This is a genomic window from Streptomyces sp. NPDC030245, assembly GCF_055572995.1.
Window position 1 is genome coordinate 164422 of sequence record NZ_JBVICF010000007.1, and the last position, 22970, is coordinate 187391.

20 protein-coding genes are annotated in these 22970 nt (G+C 70.3%); 11 read left to right on the forward strand and 9 right to left on the reverse strand.

Features of this window, described 5'->3' with window-relative positions; genetic code table 11:
• The first annotated feature begins 70 nt into the window (after positions 1-70).
• Positions 71-1051: an ATP-binding protein gene (locus ACZ4Z4_RS20295; protein ID WP_468328745.1), complete on the forward strand. Its 981-nt coding sequence runs from the start codon at positions 71-73 to the stop codon at positions 1049-1051.
• Between the two features lie 14 nt (positions 1052-1065).
• Here the strand turns inward: ACZ4Z4_RS20295 and ACZ4Z4_RS20300 are convergent, their stop codons facing one another.
• Positions 1066-2337 carry a polysaccharide deacetylase family protein gene (locus tag ACZ4Z4_RS20300; RefSeq protein ID WP_468328747.1) on the reverse strand — a complete coding sequence of 424 codons (1272 nt, stop codon included), beginning with the start codon at positions 2335-2337 and terminating at the stop codon, positions 1066-1068.
• A 296-nt stretch (positions 2338-2633) separates the two neighbouring features.
• Between ACZ4Z4_RS20300 and ACZ4Z4_RS20305 the strand changes: the two genes are divergently transcribed.
• The 6 genes from ACZ4Z4_RS20305 (at position 2634) to ACZ4Z4_RS20330 (ending at position 10503) form a co-directional block, all read left to right on the forward strand.
• Positions 2634-4994 (forward strand): bifunctional SulP family inorganic anion transporter/carbonic anhydrase, encoded by a 2361-nt coding sequence (locus ACZ4Z4_RS20305; RefSeq protein WP_468328749.1) that lies wholly within the window; start codon positions 2634-2636, stop codon positions 4992-4994.
• Between the two features lie 117 nt (positions 4995-5111).
• A complete protein-coding gene (gene acs, locus ACZ4Z4_RS20310) occupies positions 5112-7070 on the forward strand; it encodes an acetate--CoA ligase (protein ID WP_468328751.1) in 1959 nt (652 codons plus the stop codon).
• A gap of 231 nt (positions 7071-7301) precedes the next feature.
• Positions 7302-8705 (forward strand): Na+/H+ antiporter NhaA, encoded by a 1404-nt coding sequence (nhaA, locus tag ACZ4Z4_RS20315; protein ID WP_468328753.1) that lies wholly within the window; start codon positions 7302-7304, stop codon positions 8703-8705.
• Positions 8706-8757: 52 nt separating this feature from the next.
• Positions 8758-9255 (forward strand): phage holin family protein, encoded by a 498-nt coding sequence (locus ACZ4Z4_RS20320; protein WP_468328755.1) that lies wholly within the window; start codon positions 8758-8760, stop codon positions 9253-9255.
• The gene (locus ACZ4Z4_RS20325; protein ID WP_468328757.1) at positions 9252-10193 is read left to right on the forward strand and encodes an alpha/beta fold hydrolase; all 942 of its coding nucleotides are present in this window, start codon (positions 9252-9254) and stop codon (positions 10191-10193) included. The genes ACZ4Z4_RS20320 and ACZ4Z4_RS20325 overlap by 4 nt, the downstream gene beginning before the upstream one ends.
• 118 nt (positions 10194-10311) lie before the next feature.
• Entirely contained in the window at positions 10312-10503 is a 192-nt protein-coding gene (locus ACZ4Z4_RS20330) for a hypothetical protein (RefSeq protein ID WP_468328759.1), read from the forward strand.
• Positions 10504-10572: 69 nt separating this feature from the next.
• Here ACZ4Z4_RS20330 and ACZ4Z4_RS20335 read toward each other — a convergent pair whose 3' ends face one another.
• The 3 genes from ACZ4Z4_RS20335 to nth all read right to left on the reverse strand — a co-directional run bounded on the left by ACZ4Z4_RS20335 (position 10573) and on the right by nth (position 13605).
• Positions 10573-11778: a MarP family serine protease gene (locus ACZ4Z4_RS20335; RefSeq protein ID WP_468328761.1), complete on the reverse strand. Its 1206-nt coding sequence runs from the start codon at positions 11776-11778 to the stop codon at positions 10573-10575.
• 49 nt (positions 11779-11827) lie between these two features.
• Positions 11828-12487 carry an NUDIX hydrolase gene (locus ACZ4Z4_RS20340; RefSeq protein WP_468329444.1) on the reverse strand — a complete coding sequence of 220 codons (660 nt, stop codon included), beginning with the start codon at positions 12485-12487 and terminating at the stop codon, positions 11828-11830.
• A gap of 227 nt (positions 12488-12714) precedes the next feature.
• Entirely contained in the window at positions 12715-13605 is an 891-nt protein-coding gene (gene nth / locus ACZ4Z4_RS20345; protein WP_468328764.1) for an endonuclease III, read from the reverse strand.
• 358 nt (positions 13606-13963) lie between these two features.
• On the opposite strand from nth, the gene ACZ4Z4_RS20350 reads away from it, so the two are divergent.
• The gene (locus tag ACZ4Z4_RS20350) at positions 13964-14638 is read left to right on the forward strand and encodes a Crp/Fnr family transcriptional regulator (protein WP_016642758.1); all 675 of its coding nucleotides are present in this window, start codon (positions 13964-13966) and stop codon (positions 14636-14638) included.
• A 96-nt stretch (positions 14639-14734) separates the two neighbouring features.
• Here ACZ4Z4_RS20350 and ACZ4Z4_RS20355 read toward each other — a convergent pair whose 3' ends face one another.
• The 4 genes from ACZ4Z4_RS20355 to ACZ4Z4_RS20370 all read right to left on the reverse strand — a co-directional run bounded on the left by ACZ4Z4_RS20355 (position 14735) and on the right by ACZ4Z4_RS20370 (position 17413).
• The gene (locus ACZ4Z4_RS20355) at positions 14735-15565 is read right to left on the reverse strand and encodes an MBL fold metallo-hydrolase (RefSeq protein ID WP_468328767.1); all 831 of its coding nucleotides are present in this window, start codon (positions 15563-15565) and stop codon (positions 14735-14737) included.
• Positions 15566-15816: 251 nt separating this feature from the next.
• Positions 15817-16686 (reverse strand): NUDIX hydrolase, encoded by an 870-nt coding sequence (locus ACZ4Z4_RS20360; RefSeq protein WP_468328770.1) that lies wholly within the window; start codon positions 16684-16686, stop codon positions 15817-15819.
• A 98-nt stretch (positions 16687-16784) separates the two neighbouring features.
• Positions 16785-17255 carry a RidA family protein gene (locus tag ACZ4Z4_RS20365; RefSeq protein ID WP_468328773.1) on the reverse strand — a complete coding sequence of 157 codons (471 nt, stop codon included), beginning with the start codon at positions 17253-17255 and terminating at the stop codon, positions 16785-16787.
• Positions 17252-17413, reverse strand: coding sequence for a DUF4177 domain-containing protein (locus ACZ4Z4_RS20370; protein WP_003975360.1), 162 nt, complete (start codon positions 17411-17413; stop codon positions 17252-17254). The genes ACZ4Z4_RS20365 and ACZ4Z4_RS20370 overlap by 4 nt, the downstream gene beginning before the upstream one ends.
• Before the next feature lie 82 nt (positions 17414-17495).
• Here ACZ4Z4_RS20370 and bagA point away from each other — a divergent pair, with 82 nt between their 5' ends.
• Complete coding sequence (gene bagA / locus ACZ4Z4_RS20375; RefSeq protein WP_468328776.1) at positions 17496-18476, forward strand: ATPase BagA; 981 nt, start codon at positions 17496-17498, stop codon at positions 18474-18476.
• Complete coding sequence (gene bagB, locus ACZ4Z4_RS20380; protein WP_468328779.1) at positions 18473-19771, forward strand: ATPase BagB; 1299 nt, start codon at positions 18473-18475, stop codon at positions 19769-19771. Before bagA ends, bagB begins: the two co-directional genes overlap by 4 nt.
• A 58-nt stretch (positions 19772-19829) precedes the next feature.
• Here bagB and ACZ4Z4_RS20385 read toward each other — a convergent pair whose 3' ends face one another.
• The gene (locus ACZ4Z4_RS20385) at positions 19830-20174 is read right to left on the reverse strand and encodes a WhiB family transcriptional regulator (RefSeq protein WP_030782081.1); all 345 of its coding nucleotides are present in this window, start codon (positions 20172-20174) and stop codon (positions 19830-19832) included.
• Between the two features lie 384 nt (positions 20175-20558).
• On the opposite strand from ACZ4Z4_RS20385, the gene ACZ4Z4_RS20390 reads away from it, so the two are divergent.
• Positions 20559-22886, forward strand: coding sequence for a transglycosylase domain-containing protein (locus ACZ4Z4_RS20390; protein WP_468328782.1), 2328 nt, complete (start codon positions 20559-20561; stop codon positions 22884-22886).
• Positions 22887-22970 lie beyond the last annotated feature (84 nt).

Sequence of the window (22970 nt, forward strand, 5' to 3'; positions counted from 1 at the left end):
TCCACGAAGGAGTGGTCTTCTTCACGCGGGTCGGGCACGCACCGCACCCGAGCCGCTACGCTTCGTGGTTATGAAAATCGCTTTCGTAGGGAAGGGCGGCAGCGGCAAGACCACGCTGTCCTCGCTCTTCATCCGCCACCTCGCCGCCACCGGCGCGCCCGTCATCGCGGTGGACGCCGACATCAACCAGCACTTGGGCCCCGCGCTGGGGCTCGACGAGGCAGTGGCCGCCGAGCTGCCCGCCCTGGGCGCCCGCCTGCCCCTGATCAAGGACTATCTGCGGGGCTCGAACCCGCGGATCACCTCGGCGGACACCATGATCAAGACGACGCCTCCCGGCGAGGGCTCCCGGCTCCTGCGGGTGCGCGAGGACAACCCCGTCTACGACGCGTGCGCGCGGCCCGTGGAACTGGACGACGCCACCGTACGTTTGATGGTCACCGGGCCGTTCACCGAAGCCGACCTCGGTGTCGCCTGCTACCACTCCAAGACAGGAGCGGTGGAGCTGTGCCTGAACCACCTGGTGGACGGCCGCGACGAGTACGCGGTCGTGGACATGACCGCAGGATCGGACTCCTTCGCCTCCGGCATGTTCACGCGCTTCGACATGACGTTCCTGGTGGCGGAGCCGACGAGGAAGGGGGTCTCCGTCTATCGACAGTACAAGGAGTACGCCCGGGACTTCGGCGTCGGCCTCGCCGTCGTCGGCAACAAGGTGCAGGGCCCGGACGACGTCGACTTCCTGCGCGAGCAGGTCGGTGACGACCTCCTGGTGACCGTCGGCCACTCGGACTGGGTGCGCGCCATGGAGAAGGGCCACCCGCCGCGCTTCGAGCTCCTGGAGGAGGACAACCGCCGTTCCCTGCAAGTGATCCAGGACGCCGTCGACGCCTCGTACGACCGACGCGACTGGGAGCGGTACACCAGCCAGATGGTGCACTTCCACCTGAAGAACGCGCAGAGCTGGGGCAACGAGCGCACGGGGGCCGACCTGGCTGCCCAGGTCGACCCCGACTTCGTGCTGCGTGAGCGCATGACCGCCACGGCCTGACGGGCCGGCGCGGACTACCGCTTGATCGCCGGAGCGCCCGGGACCCCCTTCGGGGCCGGCGCGGGCTGGGCGGAGAGGAACGCCGCCCAGCCTTCCTTCGGCTCCTTGCCGACCCGCAGCTTGGTCAGCCTCTTCAGCGTCTTCGGGTCCTGCGCGTCGAGCCAGTCCGCGAGTTGGCGGAAGGAGACACAGCGCACGTCGCGCTTGGTGCAGACCGCCTCGATGGTCTCCTCGATGGCGCGCATGTACGCGCCGCCGTTCCAGGACTCGAAGTGGTTGCCGATGATCAGGGGCGCGCGGTTGCCGCGGTAGGCGCGGTCGAAGCCCTGGAGCAGACCGTCACGCATCTGGTCGCCCCAGTACTCGTGCATGTCCGGGTCCCCCTGTGAGGTCGAACCGGACTGGTTCACCATGAAGTTGTAGTCCATGGTGAGCGTCTCGAACTTGCGGCCGGGGACCGGGACGAGCTGCATCGACAGGTCCCACAGCCCCTCCTTCTTCTTGGGCCAGACCTGGTCGTTCACGCCGCTCGTGTCATAGCGGAAGCCCAGCTCCCCCGCGGCCCGCAGGAAGTTCTTGCGGCCTTCGAGGCAGGGGGTGCGGGCGCCGATCAGCTCCTTGTCGTAGTCGAAGGGCAGGGGCTGCGCCTTCTTCATGCCCGTGTTCGTCTTCCAGGCCTTCACGAAGGACTTGGCCTGCCGGATCTCGCTCTTCCAGTCCTCGACGGACCACTCGCCCACCCCGCGGCCGCTGCCGCAGAAGTGGCCGTTGAAGTGCGTGCCGATCTCGTTGCCCTCCAGCCAGGCGCCGCGGAGCTGCGTCACGGTGTCCTTGATCCCGCCGCGGTCATTGAAGCCGATGTCCGAACTGCCGGCCGCGTGCTGCGGCGGTTTGTAGAGCCTGCGCTTCCCCTCGGGGAGCATGTACACGCCGCTGAGGAAGTAGGTCATCGTCGCGTTGTTCCGCTTGGCCACCTTGCGGAAGTGGGAGAACAGCTTCTGGCTGTCCTCGCCCGCCCCGTCCCAGGAGAAGACGACGAACTGCGGTGGCTTCTGGCCCGGCTTGAGGCGGGCGGGTCTCGGCAGGTTCGGCTGTTTTCCGGTGAAGGCGGTGGAGCCGTCACCGATCAGGCGGACGGCGCTCTTGGGCGCCGGGGCACCGGCCGCCTTCTTCGCGCCGTGAGCGCCCTCCTTCGAGCCGGCGCTTCCGCCGGCACAGCCGGCCAGTGCGGCTCCACACGCCGCCAGGGCGGTGAGGCTCGCGGTGATCCTCCGGGTGGCGGCCATGTTCCGCCCACCTACTTTCCGTGCAAGTCGGGACATAACACACCGAAGTTCGCACGGAGTCCAAAAAGCGATGGTACGACAAGCCGCTTACCTTTTTTATTCACTCATCAGAGTGACCTATTGCCCCATTTGCCGCGAAAGTTCGCCCAGATCCTTTACTCTGGATTACGGTTCGTTTACCGAGAGTTGAGAAATCCCGCCGCTGTCACGCCGTGACCCACGGCCGCGATCTGCCTCCGGGGACCTCCGGAGGACCCCTTGTCCGCGACCGCGCTGCCCCGGAGGAGACGGGAAACATGTCTGCCTGCGTCCCCACTCGCACCACCGACTCGGATCACACGCCACGCGACCAGGAGCCCCACGCCCCGCCGCCCGGCAAGCGATTCCGCATCGCGGGGGCCGACCTCTCCGCGTCGGTCGCCGTCTTCCTGATCGCGTTGCCGCTGTCCCTCGGCATCGCCCTCGCCACCGGGGCACCGCTCCAGGCGGGCCTCGTCGCCGCCGCCGTCGGCGGCATCCTCGTCGGAGCGCTCGGCGGATCACCGCTGCAAGTCAGCGGCCCCGCCGCCGGGCTCACCGTGGTCACCGCCGACCTCATCCACCAGTACGGCTGGCGGACCACCTGCGCCATCACCGTCCTCGCCGGACTCTCCCAACTCGGCCTCGGCTGCCTGCGCGTGGCCCGCACGGCTCTCGCCGTCAGCCCCGCCGTCGTCCACGGCATGCTGGCCGGCATCGGCGTCACCATCGCCGTCGCCCAGCTGCACATCGTGCTCGGGGGCACCCCGCAGAGCGTCGTCCTCGACAACCTCAGAGCGCTGCCCGCCCAGCTCGCCGACCTGCATCCGGCCGCCCTGACGATCAGTGTCCTGACGCTGGCGATCCTGCTGCTCTGGCCGCGGATCCCCGGGCGGGCCGGGCGCATGGCCCGTGTGCTGCCCGCGGCCCTCGTCGCCGTCGCCGCCGCGACCGCCGTCTCCTCGCTCGCCCGGCTCCACGTCGACAAGGTCGACCTGCCGTCCTGGCGCAGTCACGCGCTCGTCGGGCTGCCGGAAGGTCCCGCGCTGGGGCTCGTCGCCGCAGTGCTCACCATCACGCTGGTGTGCAGCGTGCAGTCGCTGCTCGGCGCCGTCGCCGTCGACAAGGTCGTCGCGAGCCAGGCCGAGCTGCACGCGGGCGTGCGCCGCTCCGACCTCGACCGCGAACTGCTCGGCCAGGGCTCGGCGAACATCGTGTCCGGTGCGCTCGGCGGCCTCCCCGTCGCCGGAGTCGCGGTGCGCAGCATGGCCAATGTGCGCGCGGGCGCCGTCAGCAGGAACTCCACGATGCTGCACGGCGTTTGGGTAGTGGTGGCCTCACTCCTCCTGGTTCCCGTCCTGGAGCTGATCCCCCTCGCCGCCCTCGCCGCCCTCGTCATGGCCGTCGGCATCCAGATGGTCAGCCTGAACCACATCCGGACCATCACCCGCCACCGCGAGATCGTCGTCTACGCCGTCACCACCCTCGGCGTGGTCTTCCTCGGTGTCCTCGAAGGCGTGGCACTCGGCGTCGCCGTCGCCGTCGCCGTCTCGCTGCACCGGCTCGCCCGCACCCGTATCACCCACTGCGAGGACGACGCGGGCGTCCACCGCCTGCGGGTGCGCGGGCAGTTGACGTTCCTCGCGGTGCCCCGGCTCAGCAAGGCGCTGCACCTCGTCCCGCAGGGGTCGGACGTCATCGTGGAGCTGGACGGTTCCTTCATGGACCACGCCGCGTACGAATCGCTTCAGTGCTGGCAGGACTCGCACACCGCGCACGGCGGCAGCGTCGAGATCACCGGCCGCTCCGGGACCCGTATCGCCGAGCCCGCCAGCTCCTCCCACTCCTGCTGCCGGCCCTGGGCGCCGTGGCGCAACCACCACTGCGACCGGCCGCAGGAGGAGCAGCGGGACGGGCGGGCGGTGCGCCGGCCCAGCGGGCATCAACTGGCCAGCGGCATCAGCGCCTTCCAGCGGAACACGGCGCCTCATGTGCGGGGTGAGCTCGCCAGGCTCGCGCGCGAGGGCCAGCAGCCCGCACAGCTCTTCCTGACGTGCGCGGACTCCCGGGTCGTCACTTCGATGATCACGTCGAGCGGCCCCGGTGACCTCTTCGTCGTGCGCAATGTGGGCAATCTGGTGCCGCTGCCGGGTGCCGAGAGCGGTGACGACTCGGTGGGCGCCGCCATCGAGTACGCGGTCGATGTGCTCCAGGTGCGGTCCATCACCGTGTGCGGGCACTCCGGGTGCGGCGCCATGCAGGCGCTGCTCAGCGCCCCGCCCGGTGGCGCCCAGACACCGCTCAAGCGGTGGCTGCGGCACGGCCTGCCGAGCGTGGAGCGGATGGGCGCGCAGGACAGGGCGTGGGCGCGCCTGGCGGGAAGAGCCCCCGCCGACGCGGTGGAGCAGCTCTGTCTCACCAATGTGGTGCAGCAGTTGGAGCACTTGAAGGCGCATGAGTCGGTGGCGCGCCGACTTGCCGAAGGTGATCTTGAGCTGCACGGTATGTACTTCCACGTCGGCGAGGCGCAGGCCTATCTCCTGACGGAGGGCACCGGCCTGGAGCCGTTCCCCGAGGAGGTGTTCGATCAGGTGCTCGCGACGGAAGAGGACAGGGCTGAGCCGACCCCTTCGGGGTGAAGCGGGTAAAGGTCTAAACCAATTTCCGGCAGACCCTTGTCACCACGGGTCGCGTCTGATGAGCTGTGGCTTCGGACACAACGGTCGCCCCCGGCAAAGCAGCGCAAGGGAGATGTCGTGAGCAACGAAAGCCTGGCCAACCTCTTGAAGGAGGAGCGTCGCTTCGCACCGCCGGCGGAGCTGGCAGCCGCCGCGAACGTCACGGCGGAGGCGTACGAGCAGGCCAAGGCTGACCGGCTCGGCTTCTGGGCCGAGCAGGCCCGCCGGCTGACCTGGGCCACGGAGCCGACCGAGACGCTCGACTGGTCGAACCCCCCGTTCGCCAAGTGGTTCGCCGACGGGCAGCTCAACGTCGCGTACAACTGCGTGGACCGCCACGTCGAGGCGGGCAACGGCGACCGTGTCGCGATCCACTTCGAGGGTGAGCCCGGCGACAGCCGGGCCATCACCTACGCAGAGCTCAAGGCCGAGGTCAGCCGCGCGGCCCACGCGCTGACCGAGCTGGGCGTCCAGAAGGGCGACCGCGTCGCCGTCTATCTGCCGATGATCCCCGAGGCGGTCGTCGCGATGCTGGCCTGCGCCCGCATCGGCGCCGCCCACTCGGTGGTCTTCGGCGGCTTCTCCTCGGACGCGATCGCCAAGCGCATCGAGGACGCCGACGCGAAGGTCGTCATCACCTCCGACGGCGGGTACCGCAGGGGCAAGCCCTCCGCGCTCAAGCCCGCCGTGGACGAGGCCGTGAGCCGCGTCGACGGCGTCCGGCACGTCCTTGTCGTACGGCGCACGGGGCAGGACGTGGCGTGGACCGAGGGCCGCGACGTGTGGTGGCACGAGATCACCGAGCGGCAGTCCGCCGAGCACACCCCCGAGGCCTTCGACGCGGAGCACCCGCTCTTCATCCTCTACACCTCGGGCACCACCGGTAAGCCGAAGGGCATCCTGCACACCTCCGGCGGCTATCTCACCCAGGCGGCCTACACCCACCACGCCGTCTTCGACCTCAAGCCGGAGACCGACGTCTACTGGTGCACGGCCGACATCGGCTGGGTCACCGGCCACTCGTACATCACGTACGGCCCGTTGGCGAACGGCGCGACCCAGGTGATGTACGAGGGCACCCCCGACACCCCGCACCAGGGCCGCTTCTGGGAGATCGTCCAGAAGTACAAGGTCACCATCCTGTACACGGCGCCCACGGCGATCCGCACGTTCATGAAGTGGGGCGACGACATCCCCGCGAAGTTCGACCTCAGCAGCCTGCGGGTGCTCGGGTCGGTCGGCGAGCCGATCAACCCCGAGGCGTGGATGTGGTACCGGAAGAACATCGGCGCCGACAAGTGCCCCATCGTGGACACCTGGTGGCAGACCGAGACCGGCGCGATGATGATCTCGCCGCTGCCGGGCGTGACCGAGACCAAGCCGGGCAGCGCCCAGCGCGCCCTGCCGGGCATCTCCGCCACCGTCGTCGACGACGAGGCGAACGAGGTGCCGGACGGCGGCGGCGGCTATCTCGTCCTGACCGAGCCGTGGCCGTCGATGCTGCGCACCATCTGGGGCGACGACCAGCGGTTCATCGACACGTACTGGTCGCGTTTCGAGGGCCGGTACTTCGCCGGTGACGGTGCCAAGAAGGACGACGACGGCGACATCTGGCTGCTCGGCCGGGTGGACGACGTGATGCTCGTCTCCGGGCACAACATCTCCACCACCGAGGTCGAGTCGGCGCTCGTCTCGCACCCGGCGGTCGCCGAGGCGGCGGTCGTGGGCGCGGCCGACGAGACGACGGGCCAGGCCATCGTGGCGTTCGTGATCCTGCGGGGCACGGCGAGCGCCGAGGACGAGGGGCTCGTCGCGGACCTGCGCAACCACGTGGGCGCCACGCTCGGCCCGATCGCCAAGCCGAAGCGGGTCCTGCCGGTGGCCGAGCTGCCGAAGACCCGGTCCGGCAAGATCATGCGCCGCCTGCTGCGGGACGTCGCGGAGAACCGCGAGCTGGGTGACGTCACGACGCTCACCGATTCGTCCGTGATGGACCTCATCCAGACGAAGCTTCCGGCCGCTCCCAGCGAGGACTGAACCTCTCCGCAGGAGGGCAAGGGCACCCGGCGCCAAGCGCGCCGGGTGCCCTTTTTGCACTTAAGGTGAAGATCACTGGATTCGTCCGGGCGTACGTTAGGTAAGCTAAGGAACGCGTCAACGTCGCGACAAGATCACGCGGCGGTACGACGTACGAGAAGTACCCAGGTGCGCCGGGAAGTCTGGTCGGCATGTGCTCAGCCCTGCCTACCCGACCGGAGGTCGACTCACGTGTCCGCGCCCGTCCCCAGCAAGAACGACCGCAAGGTGCTCGGACGCCTCTCCCTGCCCGAGCGGAACTTCGTCGCGGAAGCCCTGCGCGCCGAGACCGTCGGCGGTGTCCTGCTGCTCGTCGCCGCGGTCGCCGCGCTGATCTGGGCCAACACGGCCGGCGGATCGTACGACTCCGTCCGCGGCTTCCACCTCGGCCCCGGCTCGCTCGGCCTGAACCTCTCCGTCCAGCACTGGGCGGCCGACGGCCTGCTCGCCGTCTTCTTCTTCGTGGCCGGCATCGAACTCAAGCGCGAGCTGGTCGCGGGCGACCTGCGCGACCCCAGGGCGGCGGCCCTGCCCGTCGTCGCGGCGCTCTGCGGCATGGCCGTGCCCGCGCTCGTGTACGTCCTGACCAACACCGTCGGCGGCGGCTCCCTGGACGGCTGGGCGGTCCCGACGGCGACCGACATCGCCTTCGCGCTCGCGGTCCTCGCCGTCATCGGCACCTCACTGCCGTCCGCGCTCCGCGCCTTCCTGCTCACCCTCGCCGTCGTCGACGACCTCTTCGCGATCCTGATCATCGCGGTCTTCTTCACCAGCGACCTCAACTTCGCGGCGCTCGGCGGCGCCGTCCTCGGCCTCGCCGTCTTCTGGCTGTTGCTCAGGAAGCGGGTGCGCGGCTGGTACATCTACGTTCCGCTGGCGCTCGCCATCTGGGGCCTGATGTACAACAGCGGAATCCACGCCACCATCGCGGGCGTCGCCATGGGCCTGATGCTGCGCTGCCACAAGGAGGACGCGAACGAGGAGCACTCCCCCGGCGAGCACATCGAACATCTCGTACGCCCCCTCTCCGCGGGTCTCGCCGTGCCGCTGTTCGCCCTGTTCAGCGCCGGGGTGGTCGTCTCGGGCGGCGCGCTCGGGGATGTGTTCACCCAGCCGGAGACGCTCGGCGTCGTCCTCGGCCTGGTCATCGGCAAGGCGGTCGGCATCTTCGGCGGCACGTGGCTCGCGGCGCGCTTCACCAAGGCCGAACTCAACGACGACCTGGCCTGGCCCGACGTCTTCGCGGTCGCCTCGCTGGCCGGCATCGGCTTCACCGTCTCGCTGCTGATCGGTGAACTCGCCTTCACCGCGGACCCGCTGCTCACCGACGAGATCAAGGCGGCCGTCCTGAGCGGCTCCCTCATCGCGGCCGTGCTCTCCGGCATCCTTCTGAAGATACGGAACGCCAAGTACCGCAAGCTGTGGGAGGACGAGGAGCGCGACGAGGACCTCAGCGGTGTGCCCGACATCTACGAGAAGGACGACCCCGAGTACCACCGCCGGATGGCCGCCATCTACGAGAAGAAGGCCGCCGAGCACCGAAGGCTTGCCGAAGTCTCGGGTGGGGAACGCGAGGACGGCAACGGTCCGGCATGATCTGAGCAGACATATCCCAGAAGAGATCAGAAGAGAAAAAGGGGAGAACGCGATGAGCTCACCCGACGGTCCTGTCGGCGCCGAGCGCAGCCTCGGCCAGCTGGTCGCCACGGCGACCGGCGAGATGTCCGCGCTGGTGCACGACGAGATCGCACTGGCCAAGGCCCAGCTGCGTCAGGACGTCAAGCGCGGCGCGATCGGCGGCGGCGCGTTCGCCGCGGCCGGCACGGTCCTCATCTTCTCGCTGCCGATGCTGAGCTTCGCGCTCGCGTACGGCATCCATACCTGGAGCGACTGGAACCTCGCCGTCTGCTTCCTGCTGTCCTTCGCCGCCAATGTGCTGGTGGCCGGGGTGCTCGCGCTGATCGGAGTCGTCTTCGCGAAGAAGGCCAAGAAGGGCAAGGGCCCCCAGAAGGTCGCCGCATCGGCCAAAGAGACGGCTGCCGTACTGGGGAACGTCAAACCCCACCCCCGCGCGGTGAGCCCCGCGAGTGCCGTCGAGGTCCGAGTCGGTGAGACGGGGGCCACTGTGGCACGCTCGTCCTCATGACGGACCCCGCCGCCCCATCGGCCCAATCCCCCGCCTCGGTCGTCCGCATCGAGGGACCCTGGACCCACCGGGACGTGGCCGCCAACGGCGCGCGCTTCCACATCGCCGAGCTGGGCGACGGGCCGCTGGTCCTTCTGCTGCACGGCTTCCCGCAGTTCTGGTGGACGTGGCGGCACCAGATGGTGGCGCTCGCCGACGCGGGCTTCCGGGCCGTCGCGATGGACCTGCGAGGGGTGGGCGGCAGCGACCGCACACCCCGCGGCTACGACCCGGCGAACCTCGCGCTCGACATCACCGGCGTCGTGCGCTCCCTCGGCGAGCCGGACGCGGCGCTCGTCGGGCACGACCTCGGCGGGTATCTGGCGTGGACGGCGGCCGTGATGCGGCCCAAGCTGGTGCGCCGCCTCGCCGTCTCCTCGATGCCGCATCCGCGGCGCTGGCGTTCGGCGATGCTGTCGGACCGCAAGCAGACCGCGGCCGCCTCGTACGTCTGGGGATTCCAGCGGCCGTGGGTGCCGGAGCGTCAGCTGGTCGCCGACGACGGGGCCCTGGTGGGGCGTCTGGTGCGGGACTGGTCGGGGCCGCGGCTGCCGGACGACGACGCGGTCGAGACGTACCGGCGCGCGGTGTGCATCCCCTCGACGGCGCACTGCTCGATCGAGCCGTACCGCTGGATGGTGCGGTCGATGGCACGGCCCGACGGAATCCAGTTCAACCGGCGCATGAAGCGTCCGGTGCGGGTGCCGACGCTGCATCTGCACGGTTCGCTGGACCCCGTGATGCGGACGAGGAGCGCGGCGGGATCCGGTGAGTACGTCGAAGCCCCGTACCGCTGGCGACTGTTCGACGGCCTCGGACACTTCCCGCACGAGGAGGATCCGGGGGCGTTCTCCACGGAGTTGGTGAACTGGCTGAAGGACCCCGAGCCCGACCGGTGAAACGGGAAGGGTGTGCGCGGCGAACACTTGTCCTACGAACGCCAATTGCCCGGCGCATAGGCCAATTGGGGCCCCTGCGCGCGGTTACCGACCTTGGGGCGCGGGCACACGTCGGGGTATGGGCTGGACGCACGACTACAGTGACGTAGCACGCAATCGCCGCTCGGCCGCAGCGCTGAACAGCCACGAGAGGGGCGTGCCGCAGCAAGACCCGGGCCACCACGGCCCCACTCAGGCGATGGGCATTCCCCGCATCCTCCGCCGGAGGGCCCGCTGGGTCTCCGCGCGGCTTCGGCACACACGCGACTGACGCGACGGGCCCCGGCTCTCCGGCCCCCCTGGCACGCTCCAGAGGGGCATTCGCGGCACCGCCACCGCTCTAGAGCGCGCAACCCTGGCTGTCGACCTCCTGGTTGGCGGTGCGGCCGCGCTCGATGTCCTCGCGCACCTCGTCCGTCGTCAGTACGTACCCCGTGTCGGGGTCGTCGAGGGACTTCGCGAAGACCACGCCGTAGACCTGGCCGTCGGGCGTGAGCAGCGGGCCGCCGGAGTTGCCCTGGCGGACCGTCGCGTAGAGCGAGTACACGTCGCGGCGGACGGTGCCGCGGTGGTAGATGTCCGGGCCCTTCGCCTGGATGCGGCCGCGCACGCGCGCGGGGCGCACGTCGTACGGCCCGTCCTCGGGGAAGCCCGCGACGATCGCGCCGGCGCCGCTGGGCGCGTCCTTCGACGTGAAGCGCAGCGCCGGCGCCTTCAGCGTGGGCACGTCCAGGACGGCGATGTCCCGCTCCCAGTCGTAGAGCACGACCTTCGCGTCGTACACCTGGTTCTGATCGCCTATCTGGACCGTCGGCTCGTCCACGCCGCCGACCACGTGCGCGTTGGTCATCACGCGGCGGTCGGCGAAGACGAAGCCGGTGCCTTCCAGGACCTTGCCGCAGCTGCGGGCCTCACCGCGGACCTTCACGATGGAGCGCTTGGCCTCCGTGGCGACCTTGCTCTTGGCGAGCTTCTGGTCCGGGGGCCGGACGTCCTTGATGGGCTCGTTCGAGAACGGGCTGAAGACCTGCGGGAAGCCGTTCTGCGCGAGGACCGACGAGAAGTCGTTGAACCACGTGTCGGCCTGGCCCGGCAGCGCGCGGGAGACCCCGAGGAGCACCTTGGAGTTGCGCACCTCCTTGCCGAGCGTCGGCAGCGTCGTGCCCGCGAGGGCGGAGCCGATCAGCCAGGCGACGAGGAGCATCGCCACGACGTTCACCAGCGCGCCGCCCGTCGCGTCGAGGGCGCGGGCGGGCTGCCAAGTGATGTATCTGCGCAGCTTGTTGCCGAGGTGGGTGGTGAAGGCCTGGCCGATCGAGGCACAGACGATCACGATGACGACGGCCACCACCGCCGCGGTCGTACTCACCGTGGCCGCGTCGTCCTCCTTGACCGCGTCCCAGATCACCGGCAGCAGATAGACGGCGACGAGGCCGCCGCCCAGGAATCCGATCACCGAGAGGATGCCGACCACGAAGCCCTGGCGGTACCCCACGACCGCGAACCACACGGCGGCGAGCAGCAGCAGGACGTCCAGCACGTTCACCGATTCAATCCTCGCCTCGCATCGCGGTCGCCCATTCCACGCAACCTTGTCATGCGTGCCAGTCGAGCGGGACCCGCCTGCCGCGGTCCCAGGGGCGCTCCCAGCCCGCGAAGTGCAGGATTCTATCGATCACCCCTGCGGTGAAACCCCAGACCAGAGCGGACTCGACGAGGAACGCAGGGCCGGCGTGGCCGCGGGGGTGCACCGCCGTCGCCCGGTTCGCCGGGTCCGTGAGATCGGACACGGGGACCGTGAAGACCCGCGCCGTCTCGTTCGGATCGACGACCCCCACCGGTGTCGGGGTGTGCCACCAGCCGAGCACGGGGGTGACCACGAAGTCGCTCACCGGGATGAAGAGGCGGGGCAGCACGGCGAAGAGCTGGACGCCCCGGGGGTCGAGTCCCGTCTCCTCCTCGGCCTCGCGCAGGGCGGCGCGCAGCGGGCCCTCGCCCTGTGGGTCGCCGTCCACGGGGTCGAGGGCGCCGCCGGGGAAGGAGGGCTGGCCCGCGTGCGAACGGAGGGAGCCGGCGCGCTCCATCAGGAGCAGCTCGGGACCTTTCTCGCCCTCTCCGAAGAGCACGAGTACGGCGGACTGGCGGCCGGCGCCGCTCTCCGGGGGCAGGAAGCGGCTCAGCTGGAGCGGCTCGACGGTTCGCGCGGCGTGGACGACCGGGTCCAGCCAGGCGGGCAGGCCTGCGGTGCTGAGCATGGGGCTGCCGTCACTCGTACTCGTATGGGTGCTGCTCGGGTGGCTGTTGCTCGCGTGGGCTGTGCTGCTCGGGTGGCTGTTGCTCAGGTGGGTCGTGTTGCTGGTCGTGCTGTCCGTCGTGTCGCTCGCGTGCGTCATCGGCACCCCCGTCCGTCTCTGGACAACGCTCTTGGCCCTGTGGTTCGTTCCGCTCCGCGCCGGTGCTGTCGGTACGTGTCCGCGGCGCCTCACCCCGCCGCGAGCGGCGGTGCCGGCTTGCCCGGATAGTCCGGCGGCGGCTTGAGGCGCTGGCCCGGGAAGCCGCCCATCTCGTACTTCAGGAGCTTCTTCGCCTTCTCCGGGTCCGTCTCGCCCTCCCCGTACGACGGGCAGAGCGGGGCGATGGGGCAGGCGCCGCAGGCGGGCTTGCGGGAGTGGCAGATGCGGCGGCCGTGGAAGATCACCCGGTGCGAGAGCATCGTCCACTCGCTCTTCGGGAAGAGCGCGGCGACGGCCGCCTCGACCTTCTCCGGGTCGGTCTCCTCGGTCCACTTCCAGCGGCGGACCAGCCGGCCGAAGTGGGTGTCCACGGTGATGCCGGGGACGCCGAACGCGTTGCCAAGGACGACGAACGCGGTCTTGCGGCCCACTCCGGGCAGCTTGACGAGGTCGTCGACACGGCCGGGCACCTCACCGCCGAAGTCGTCCCGCAGGGCCTTCGCCAGGCCCATGATCGACTTGGTCTTGGCCCGGAAGAACCCGGTGGGCCTGATCAGCTCCTCGACCTCCTCGGGCACGGCCGCGGCCAGGTCCTCCGGAGTCGGGTACTTGGCGAAGAGGCGCGGGGTCGTCTGATTCACCCGCAGGTCGGTCGTCTGGGCGGAGAGGACCGTGGCGACCAGGAGCTCGAAGGGGTTCTCGAAGTCCAGCTCCGGGTGGGCGTACGGATACACCTCCGCGAGCTCGCGGTTGATCCGGCGGGCGCGGCGGACGAGGGCGGTCGACGGCTTCTCGGGCGCCGCCTTCTTCTTCGGGGGCGTCCCCGGGGCCGTCTTCTTCGTCGCGGGCGTCCCGGGCGTCGCCTTCTTCTTGGCGGTCTTCTTGGTGGTCTTCTCGGGCGTCGTCTTCTCAGCGGTCACAGGGTCGACCTCTTCGCCGGGGACATCAGGGAAGGTGTCCGTTTTGTCGCTTTATTGGAAGCATTGGACGCGTGTTCGCCCACAGCGGAATCCCGGAGGGCGGCCACCGGCTCAGCCCCCTCGGCCTGTGCTCTCACCGGCTTTTTGGACACCCGGCCAGCCTAGAGCCCGACACTGACATCCGTCCCTGACCCCAGGGATCGGCCCCCAATTGGCCCCCTCCCGCACAGCTCGCGGCGCCGGTGCGGCAGACTTGTGACTGATCACACTGTTTGGACCGTCCGGCAAAATGGGGAACACGGACCCCTGATATGCGGGAAACCAAGATCCCCTGAGCAGGTCGACAAGGAGAGAACTCGTGGACGACGTTCTGCGGCGCGCCCCGCTCTTCGCGGCGCTCGATGACGAGCAGGCCGCGGAGCTCCGCGCCTCCATGAGTGAGGTGACGCTCGCGCGCGGGGATGCTCTTTTCCATGAGGGCGACCCCGGAGACCGGCTGTACGTGGTCACCGAGGGCAAGGTGAAGCTCCACCGCACCTCGCCCGACGGCCGCGAGAACATGCTCGCGGTGCTCGGCCCCGGCGAGCTGATCGGTGAGCTGTCGCTCTTCGACCCCGGCCCGCGGACCGCCACGGCCTCCGCCCTCACCGAGGTGAAGCTGCTCGGCCTGGGCCACGGCGACCTCCAGCCCTGGCTGAACGCGCGGCCCGAGGTAGCCGCCGCGCTGCTGCGCGCCGTCGCCCGGCGCCTGCGCAAGACCAACGACCAGATGTCCGACCTGGTCTTCTCCGACGTGCCGGGGCGGGTGGCCCGCGCGCTGCTCGACCTGTCGCGCCGCTTCGGCGTGCAGTCCGAAGAGGGCATCCACGTCGTGCACGACCTCACGCAGGAAGAGCTCGCCCAGCTGGTCGGCGCCTCCCGCGAGACGGTCAACAAGGCGCTCGCCGACTTCGCCGGTCGCGGCTGGCTGCGGCTCGAGGCCCGCGCCGTGATCCTGCTCGACGTGGAGCGGCTGGCCAAGCGGTCGCGCTGACGCTTCTTCCGTACAGGGCCTGCACGTGGCCTGTATGTGTTCGTACGTGGATGGGTCCCGCCTCTTCGGAGGCGGGACCCATCGCGCTTTCCGGGGTCAGATCAGGCCGTGTTCCCGCAAGTAGTCCAGCTGCGCCCTGACCGACAGCTCCGCGGCCGGCCACAGGGAGCGGTCCACGTCGGCGTACACGTGGGCGACGACGTCCGCGGCCGCGGTGTGGCCGCTCTCGACGGCCGTCTCGACCTGCGCCAGCCGGTGCGCGCGGTGCGCCAGATAGAACTCGACGGCCCCCTGCGCGTCCTCCAGGACCGGCCCGTGCCCCGGCAGGACCGTGTGGACGCCGTCGTCGACCGTCAGGGAGCGCAGCCGGCGCAGGGAGTCCAGGTAGTCGCCGAGGCGGCCGTCGGGGTGCGCCACGACCGTGGTGCCGCGGCCGAGGATCGTGTCGCCCGTCAGGACGGCGCGGTCGGCCGGGAGGTGGAAGCAGAGCGAGTCCGCCGTGTGGCCGGGGGTGGCGACGACGCGCAGCTCCAGGCCTCCCGTGGTGATGACGTCGCCGGCCGCCAGGCCCTCGTCGCCGAGGCGCAGGGCGGGGTCCAGGGCGCGTACGTGGGTGCGTGTCAGCTCCGCGAAGCGGGCGGCGCCCTCCGCGTGGTCGGGGTGGCCGTGCGTGAGCAGGGTCAGGGCGACGCGCTTGCCCGCCTTCTCGGCCGTCTCGACGACGCGGCTCAGGTGGGCGTCGTCGAGCGGTCCCGGGTCGATGACCACCGCCAGCGGGGAGTCCGGCTCGGAGACGATCCAGGTGTTCGTGCCGTCCAGGGTCATCGCGGAGGCGTTGGGCGCGAGGACGTTGACCGCGCGGGCGGTGGCGGGGCCGGTGAGGACTCCGCCGCGGGGCTGGCCCGGGAGGGCGGCGGCATCGGTCATGCGGGGGTGACTCCTGTCTCGGGGGCGGTGGCGGTTCTCTGTGGTCCTCTGCGGGCCGTGGTGTGAAGCGCCTCGGGTGCTTCGTGGGGCGGGGCCGCGGGGGTATGTGCGTACTCGCCATCCCTGCGCCGCGGCACACGGACAAAGACGCCAGCGTGCGCTCGGTGCTCCGTTCGCACATACCCCCACGTCCCCTCCGGCGCGTTTGCGGGTTCCGGCCGGTGGGGGGTCTCCCCGGGGGCACGGGGGTGTCACCGGTCGGTGGCCGCGGTGATGTGCTTTGTGAACTCGTCGTGGCCCGGCCAGGAGAGGACCAAGGTGCCGTTCTCCATGTGGGCTTGGGCCAGGACCGGTGTCATGTCCTGGGAGGGGGCGGCGGCCAGGGCGGCTCGGGGGGTCGGGTGGGCGCTCAGGGCGCGGAGGGTCGAGATCGTGGGCGGCATCATCAGGAGCTCGCCCTCGTCGTAGCCGGCGGCCGCCTCGGCGGGGCGGATCCAGACCGTGCGGTCGGCCTCCGTGGAGGCGTTGCGGGTGCGCTGGCCCTCGGGGAGCGCGGCCACGAAGAAGAACGTGTCGTAGCGCCTGGGCTCGAATTCGGGGGTGATCCAGCGGGCCCACGCGGCGAGGAGGTCGCTGCGCAGATGGAGGCCTCGGCGGTCCAGGAAGTGCGCGAAGGAGAGTTCGCGGGCCACCAGCGCCTCGCGGTCCGCCTCCCAGTCGTCGCCCGTGGTGTCGCCGACGACCGTCTCCGGGGTCCGGCCCGCCAGCAGGACGCCCGCCTCCTCGTACGTCTCGCGGACCGCGGCGCACACGATCGCCTGGGCGGCGGCCTCGTCCTCGACGCCCAGCCGGGCCGCCCAGGACGCGCGCGACGGGCCCGCCCAGCGCACCAGGTGGTCGTCGTCGCGCGGGTCAAGGCCGCCGCCCGGATACGCGTACGCGCCTCCGGCGAAGGCCATGGAGGCGCGTCTGCGCAGCATGTGTACTTCCGCGCCCTCCGCGCCGTCCCTGAGCAGCATGACGGTCGCGGCGCGGCGCGGGGTGGCCGGAGTCAGCTCGCCGCTCGCGAGGGCGCGGATGCGGTCGGGCCACTCCGGGGGGTACCACTGCCCATTTGCCATGGGCGGAGGCTATCCCCTAGTGGGCTGATGTTCGAGAGGCAACAATCGGGCCCTACGGAGCGCCGCTTGGTGTAATCGGCCACTCCGGAGGGACCGTTTCACGCCTCTGCGAGCTCCACCTGGAACTCGACCTCGACCGGGGCGTCCAGCGGCAACACGGCGACCCCCACGGCGCTGCGGGCGTGCACGCCCTTGTCGCCGAAGACCTCGCCGAGGAGTTCGCTGGCGCCGTTGATCACGCCGGGCTGGCCGGTGAAGTCCGGGGCCGACGCGACGAAGCCGACGACCTTCACGACGCGCGCGACGCGGTCCAGGTCACCGGCGACCGACTTGACCGCGGCCAGCGCGTTCAGCGCGCAGGTGCGGGCCAGGTCCTTGGCCTCCTCCGGGGTGACCTCGCCGCCGACCTTGCCGGTCACGGCGAGCTTGCCGTCCACCATCGGGAGCTGGCCCGCGGTGTAGACGTACACGCCGGACTGGACGGCCGGCTGGTACGAGGCCAGCGGCGGCACGACCTCCGGCAGGGTCAGGCCGAGCTCGGCGAGGCGGGCCTCGACGGCGCCGCTCATGCCTGCTTCTCCCGCTTCAGGTAGGCCACGAGCTGCTCGGGGTTGTTCGGCCCGGGGACGACCTGGACCAGCTCCCAGCCGTCCTCGCCCCAGGTGTCAAGAATCTGCTTCGTGGCGTGGACGAGCAGAGGCACGGTTGCGTATTCCCACTTGGTCATATGGCCGACTGTAGTCGGTGTGCGGGGCTGCTCAGGGTGGGCTCCTGCATGGTCCGTGCGGCGACTGGTTAGGCTCGGAAGGGTGAGCAGGCTCCAGGTCGTCAGTGGCAAGGGCGGTACCGGCAAGACCACGGTGGCCGCGGCCCTCGCGCTCGCCCTGGCGACGGAGGGCAAACGCACCCTCCTCGTCGAGGTCGAGGGCAGGCAGGGCATCGCGCAGCTCTTCGAAACCGAAGCGCTGCCCTATGAGGAGCGGAAGATCGCCGTCGCTCCCGGGGGCGGGGAGGTGTATGCCCTCGCCATCGATCCCGAGCTCGCGCTGCTCGACTACCTCCAGATGTTCTACAAACTGGGGGGCGCGGGCCGGGCCCTGAAGAAGCTCGGCGCCATCGACTTCGCCACCACCATCGCGCCGGGCCTGCGGGACGTCCTGCTGACCGGCAAGGCCTGTGAGGCCGTGCGCCGCAAGGACAAGAGCGGGCGGTACGCGTACGACTGCGTGGTGATGGACGCCCCGCCGACCGGACGCATCACCCGCTTCCTTAACGTGAACGACGAGGTCGCCGGGCTCGCGAAGATCGGCCCGATACACAATCAGGCGCAGGCCGTGATGCGGGTCCTGAAGTCCCCCGAGACAGCCGTGCACCTGGTCACCCTCCTGGAGGAGATGCCGGTCCAGGAGACCGCCGACGGGATCGCCGAGCTGCGGGGCGCCCAGCTGCCCGTGGGGCGGGTCATCGTCAACATGGTGCGTCCGGCCCTGCTGGGCGACGCCTCGCTGGAGCTGGGCCTCGACCGGACGCCTCGTACGGCGATCGCCAAGTCGCTGTCGGCCGCGGGCCTCGGCGGTGCGCGCCGCGGCGGCGGCGCCGAGCGGCTGGTCGATCCGCTCCTGGAGCAGGCCGCCGAGTACGCCGAGCGGTACGCCCTGGAGCGCGACCAGCGCGACCAGCTGACCGGATTCGGCCAGCCTCTGCACGAACTCCCGCTGCTCGCGGGCGGGATGGACCTGGCGGGCCTCTACGACCTCGCCACGGAACTGCGGAAGCAGGGGATCGCATGACGAGCAGCCAGGAAGCGGCACGGACGCTGGCCCCCGGGCGCGCGCTGGACGTGGACGCCCTGATCGACGACCCGAAGACCCGCATCGTGGTGTGCTGCGGCTCCGGAGGCGTCGGCAAGACGACCACGGCGGCCGCGATCGGGCTGCGCGCGGCGGAGCGGGGCCGCAAGGTCGTCGTGCTCACCATCGACCCGGCGCGCAGGCTCGCCCAGTCCATGGGCATCGACTCGCTCGACAACGTCCCGCGGCAGGTCAAGGCGATCGACGGCGCCGGTGAGCTGCACGCCATGATGCTCGACATGAAGCGCACCTTCGACGAGATCGTCGAGGCGCACACGGACGGGGAGCGGGCCAGGGCGATCCTGAACAACCCCTTCTACCAGTCGCTTTCGGCGGGCTTCGCGGGCACGCAGGAGTACATGGCGATGGAGAAGCTGGGGCAGCTGCGGTCCCGGGACGAGTGGGACCTGATCGTCGTGGACACGCCGCCCTCGCGCTCGGCGCTTGACTTCCTCGACGCCCCCAAGCGCCTCGGGTCCTTCCTGGACGGGAAGCTGATCCGGCTCCTCATGGCGCCGGCGAAGGTGGGCGGCCGGGCCGGGATGAAGTTCCTGAATGTCGGCATGTCGATGATGACGGGGGCCCTCGGCAAGCTGCTCGGCGGGCAGCTCCTGCGTGACGTGCAGATGTTCGTGACGGCGATGGACAGCATGTTCGGCGGTTTCCGCACGCGGGCGGACGCCACGTACCGGCTGTTGCAGGCGCCCGGCACGGCGTTCCTGGTGGTGGCCTCGCCGGAGCGGGACGCGCTGCGGGAGGCCGCGTACTTCGTGGAGCGGCTCGCCGCGGACGACATGCCGCTGGCCGGTCTCGTACTGAACCGGGTGCATGGCAGCGGCGCCGCTCAGCTGTCGGCCGAGCGGGCACTCGCCGCCGCAGAAAATCTTGAGGAGAGCGGCATTGTGGATCAGGGGGACGGGAAGGTAGGAGATCGTAACTCCCCCGAAAAACAAGCGACTTCAGAGGACTCCGCTTCCGATGCGTCCGTGGTGGCGCCCGACCCGTCCGTCGCTTCCGATGCGTCCGTGGCGCCCGACCCGTCCGTCGAGCAGTTGACCGCGGCTCTGCTGCGGCTGCACGCGGAGCGCATGCAGCTGCTCACGCGGGAACAGCGCACGCGCGATCGCTTCACCGCGCTCCACCCCGAGGTGGCGGTGGCCGAAGTGGCCGCGCTGCCCGGGGATGTGCATGACCTTGCCGGGCTCCGGGCCGTAGGGGACCGACTGGCGGGCTGACGGAACGTGGGGTGCGCCGGCCCGGACGCCCCGGCACGGGGCTCATCGCCCTGACGGCCTACCCCACCGCCGCGTAGCTCTCGTACGTCTCCTCGTCCTCCAAGTCCACGGGCAGCAGGCCCGCGCCGCGCTCGTACTCGGAGCGCGCAGTCTCCAGGAGCCTGCGCCATGAGGTGACGGTGGGACGCCTGCGCAGCAAGGCGCGTCGCTCCCGCTCCGTCATGCCACCCCACACGCCGAACTCGACGCGATTGTCCAGCGCGTCGGCCAGGCACTCGGTCCGCACCGGACATCCGGTGCACACCGCCTTGGCCCTGTTCTGCGCTGCTCCTTGAACGAACAGTTCATCCGGATCGGTAGTGCGGCAGGCCGCCTGCGCACTCCAGTCGGTTACCCAGCCCATACCGGCGCCGTCCTCTCCCGAATCGAGGCTCCCCCACGGCGGCAGCGGCATATGCACCGCCGCCAGTTGAGGACGTTACGGAAGGTGGGCACAGCGCAACACCCCCTTCGGGCCCAATCTTGGATGGCCCGAACGGACTATGCGTAAGCGGCAGATCACCCGACGGAGTGAGCGGGCGACATCCGTGAGGTACCCGGCATTCCGGGACAGTTCAGTTGCGTCACAACGGACGCCGGACGCCACATGAGGCGAATTCGGACAGGAATTCGTCGGATCCTGGAGCGATGCAGGGCTTGTTGCCGAACCGCACCGCTGTGACAGTTGGGAGCAGCTTAGGCCAAGGCATTAAGGCCTGTCCGGCGAATCAGAACGTAGGCTGCCCTCATGGGAAAGAAGCGCTCGGGCGGTGGTCTGTCACCAACTCAGCAGGCCGCGAAGTTCCTAGGAGTCAGCGTCCTGGCAGGTGCGGTGCTGGCCGGGATCGCCCTGCCCGCGGTCGGGGCCCTTGGTCTCGCGGCCAAGGGCTCGGTCGAGGGGTTCGACGAGATCCCCGCCAACCTCAAGCAGCCGCCGCTCAGTCAGCGCACCACGATCCTGGACAACAAGGGCGGAGCGATCGCGACGGTCTACTCACGTGACCGCACGGTCGTGCCGCTCAAGGACATCTCGCCGTACATGCAGAAGGCGATCGTCGCGATCGAGGACGCCCGCTTCTACGAGCACGGCGCGGTCGACCTCAAGGGCATCCTGCGCGCCCTCAACCAGAACGCGCAGAGCGGCGGCGTCTCGCAGGGCGCGTCCACGCTCACGCAGCAGTACGTGAAGAACGTCTTCGTGGAGGAGGCCGGCGACGACCCGACGAAGGTCGCCGAGGCCACGCAGCAGACGCTGGGCCGCAAGATCCGCGAGCTGAAGTACGCGATCCAGGTCGAGGAGAAGCTCGGCAAGAAGCGCATCCTCAAGAACTACCTGAACATCACCTACTTCGGTCAGCAGGCGTACGGCATCGAGGCCGCGTCCCAGCGGTACTTCTCCAAGCCCGCCAAGGACCTGCTGGTCCAAGAAGCCGCGCTCCTCGCCGGCATCGTGCAGTCGCCCAGCAGGTACGACCCGGTCAATGACGCGGCCGAGGCCACCAAGCGGCGCAACGTGGTGCTCCAGCGGATGGCCGACACGCACGACATCTCGCAGGCGGAGGCCGACGCGGCCAAGAAGACCGACCTCGGCCTGAAGGTGAGCCGGCCCAAGAACGGCTGCATCACCTCGGTCAGCGGCGCCGGCTTCTTCTGCGACTACGTGCGCGAGGTGTTCCTGAACGACCCGGTCTTCGGCAAGACGAAGGAAGAGCGGGCCAAGGTGTGGAACCGGGGCGGCCTGAAGGTCCGCACGACGCTGGACCCGCAGGCCCAGGACTCGGTGCAGGCCTCGATAAAGAATCACGTGAACAAGACCGACGACGTGGCGACCGCCGCCACCATCGTCGAGCCGGGCACGGGCCGGATCCTCGGCATGGGCCAGTCCCGTCCCTACGGCTTCAAGAAGGACGAGACCACGATCAACCTCTCCGTGGACGACGCCATGGGCGGCGGCGCGGGCTACCAGCCCGGTTCGACGTTCAAGCCGATCGTCGCGGCGGCGGCCCTGGAGGGCGGCAAGTCGGCGGGGCAGGTCTACTCGTCCCCGTACGAGATGCCGTATCCGCAGCGGGTGGCCACCTGCGGCGGCAAGCAGTGGGTGAACACGGGCGGCGCGAAGCTGACCAACGAGAACGAGACCGAGGTCGGTCCGTACGGCATGGAGGAAGCGACCGCGAAGTCGGTCAACACCTACTACGTGCAGCTCATCGGAGACATCGGCATCTGCCCGGTGACGAAGCTGGCCGACAAGATGGGTGTGAAGCGGGCCGACGGCAAGGAGATCGTGCAGGCGCCGTCCATCGCCCTCGGCACCCAGGAGATGTCGCCGCTGACGATGGCGGGCGCGTACGCGACCTTCGCCTCGCGCGGCACGTACTGCACGCCGATCGCCATCGAGGCGATCACGACGCTCGGCGGCAAGTCGCTGCCGGTGCCGAAGTCGAAGTGCTCGCGCGCCATGTCGGAGAAGACCGCCGACACCATCAACACGCTCCTCCAGGGCGTGGTCGAGGACGGCACGGGCAAGAAGGCGGGCCTCGGCTCCCGCCCGAGCGCGGGCAAGACGGGTACGACCGACTTCCGCTACGCCGCCTGGTTCGTGGGCTACACCCCGAACATGTCGGGCGCGGTCTGGGTCGGCGACCCGATGCACAAGCGGCAGATGGTCAACATCACCATCGGCGGCGTCCCGTACGACAAGGTCTTCGGTGGCGAGGTGCCGGGCCCGATCTGGCGCGACGCGATGAGCGGCGCCCTCGCGGGCAAGCCGGCGCCGGGCTTCAGCACCGTCCACATCCCCGGCGGGGGCAAGGCCAAGGACCGGGACCACGGCGGCGGCCACGACGACGGCAAGCCGGGCGGTGACGGCGGCAACGGAAACGGGGGCGGCGGTCACGGCGGCGGTGGCAGTGACGGTGGCGCGATCGGCGGCGGTATCGGTGGTGGGGGCGGCGGCGAGCCGTGGCCCGGCTTCTCGATCCCGCCGGACGTGCTCGGCGGCGGCGGGAACGGCGGCGGTCACGGAGGCGGCGGGAACGGCATCGGGGGCGGGATCGGCGGCGGCTGGCCGCGGTAGCCTCCGCGCTCTGTGCTTCTCCTGTACGTGAATGAGGGCGTCCCCTGAGGCAGGGGGCGCCCTCATCGGCGTTACGGGTGCGGG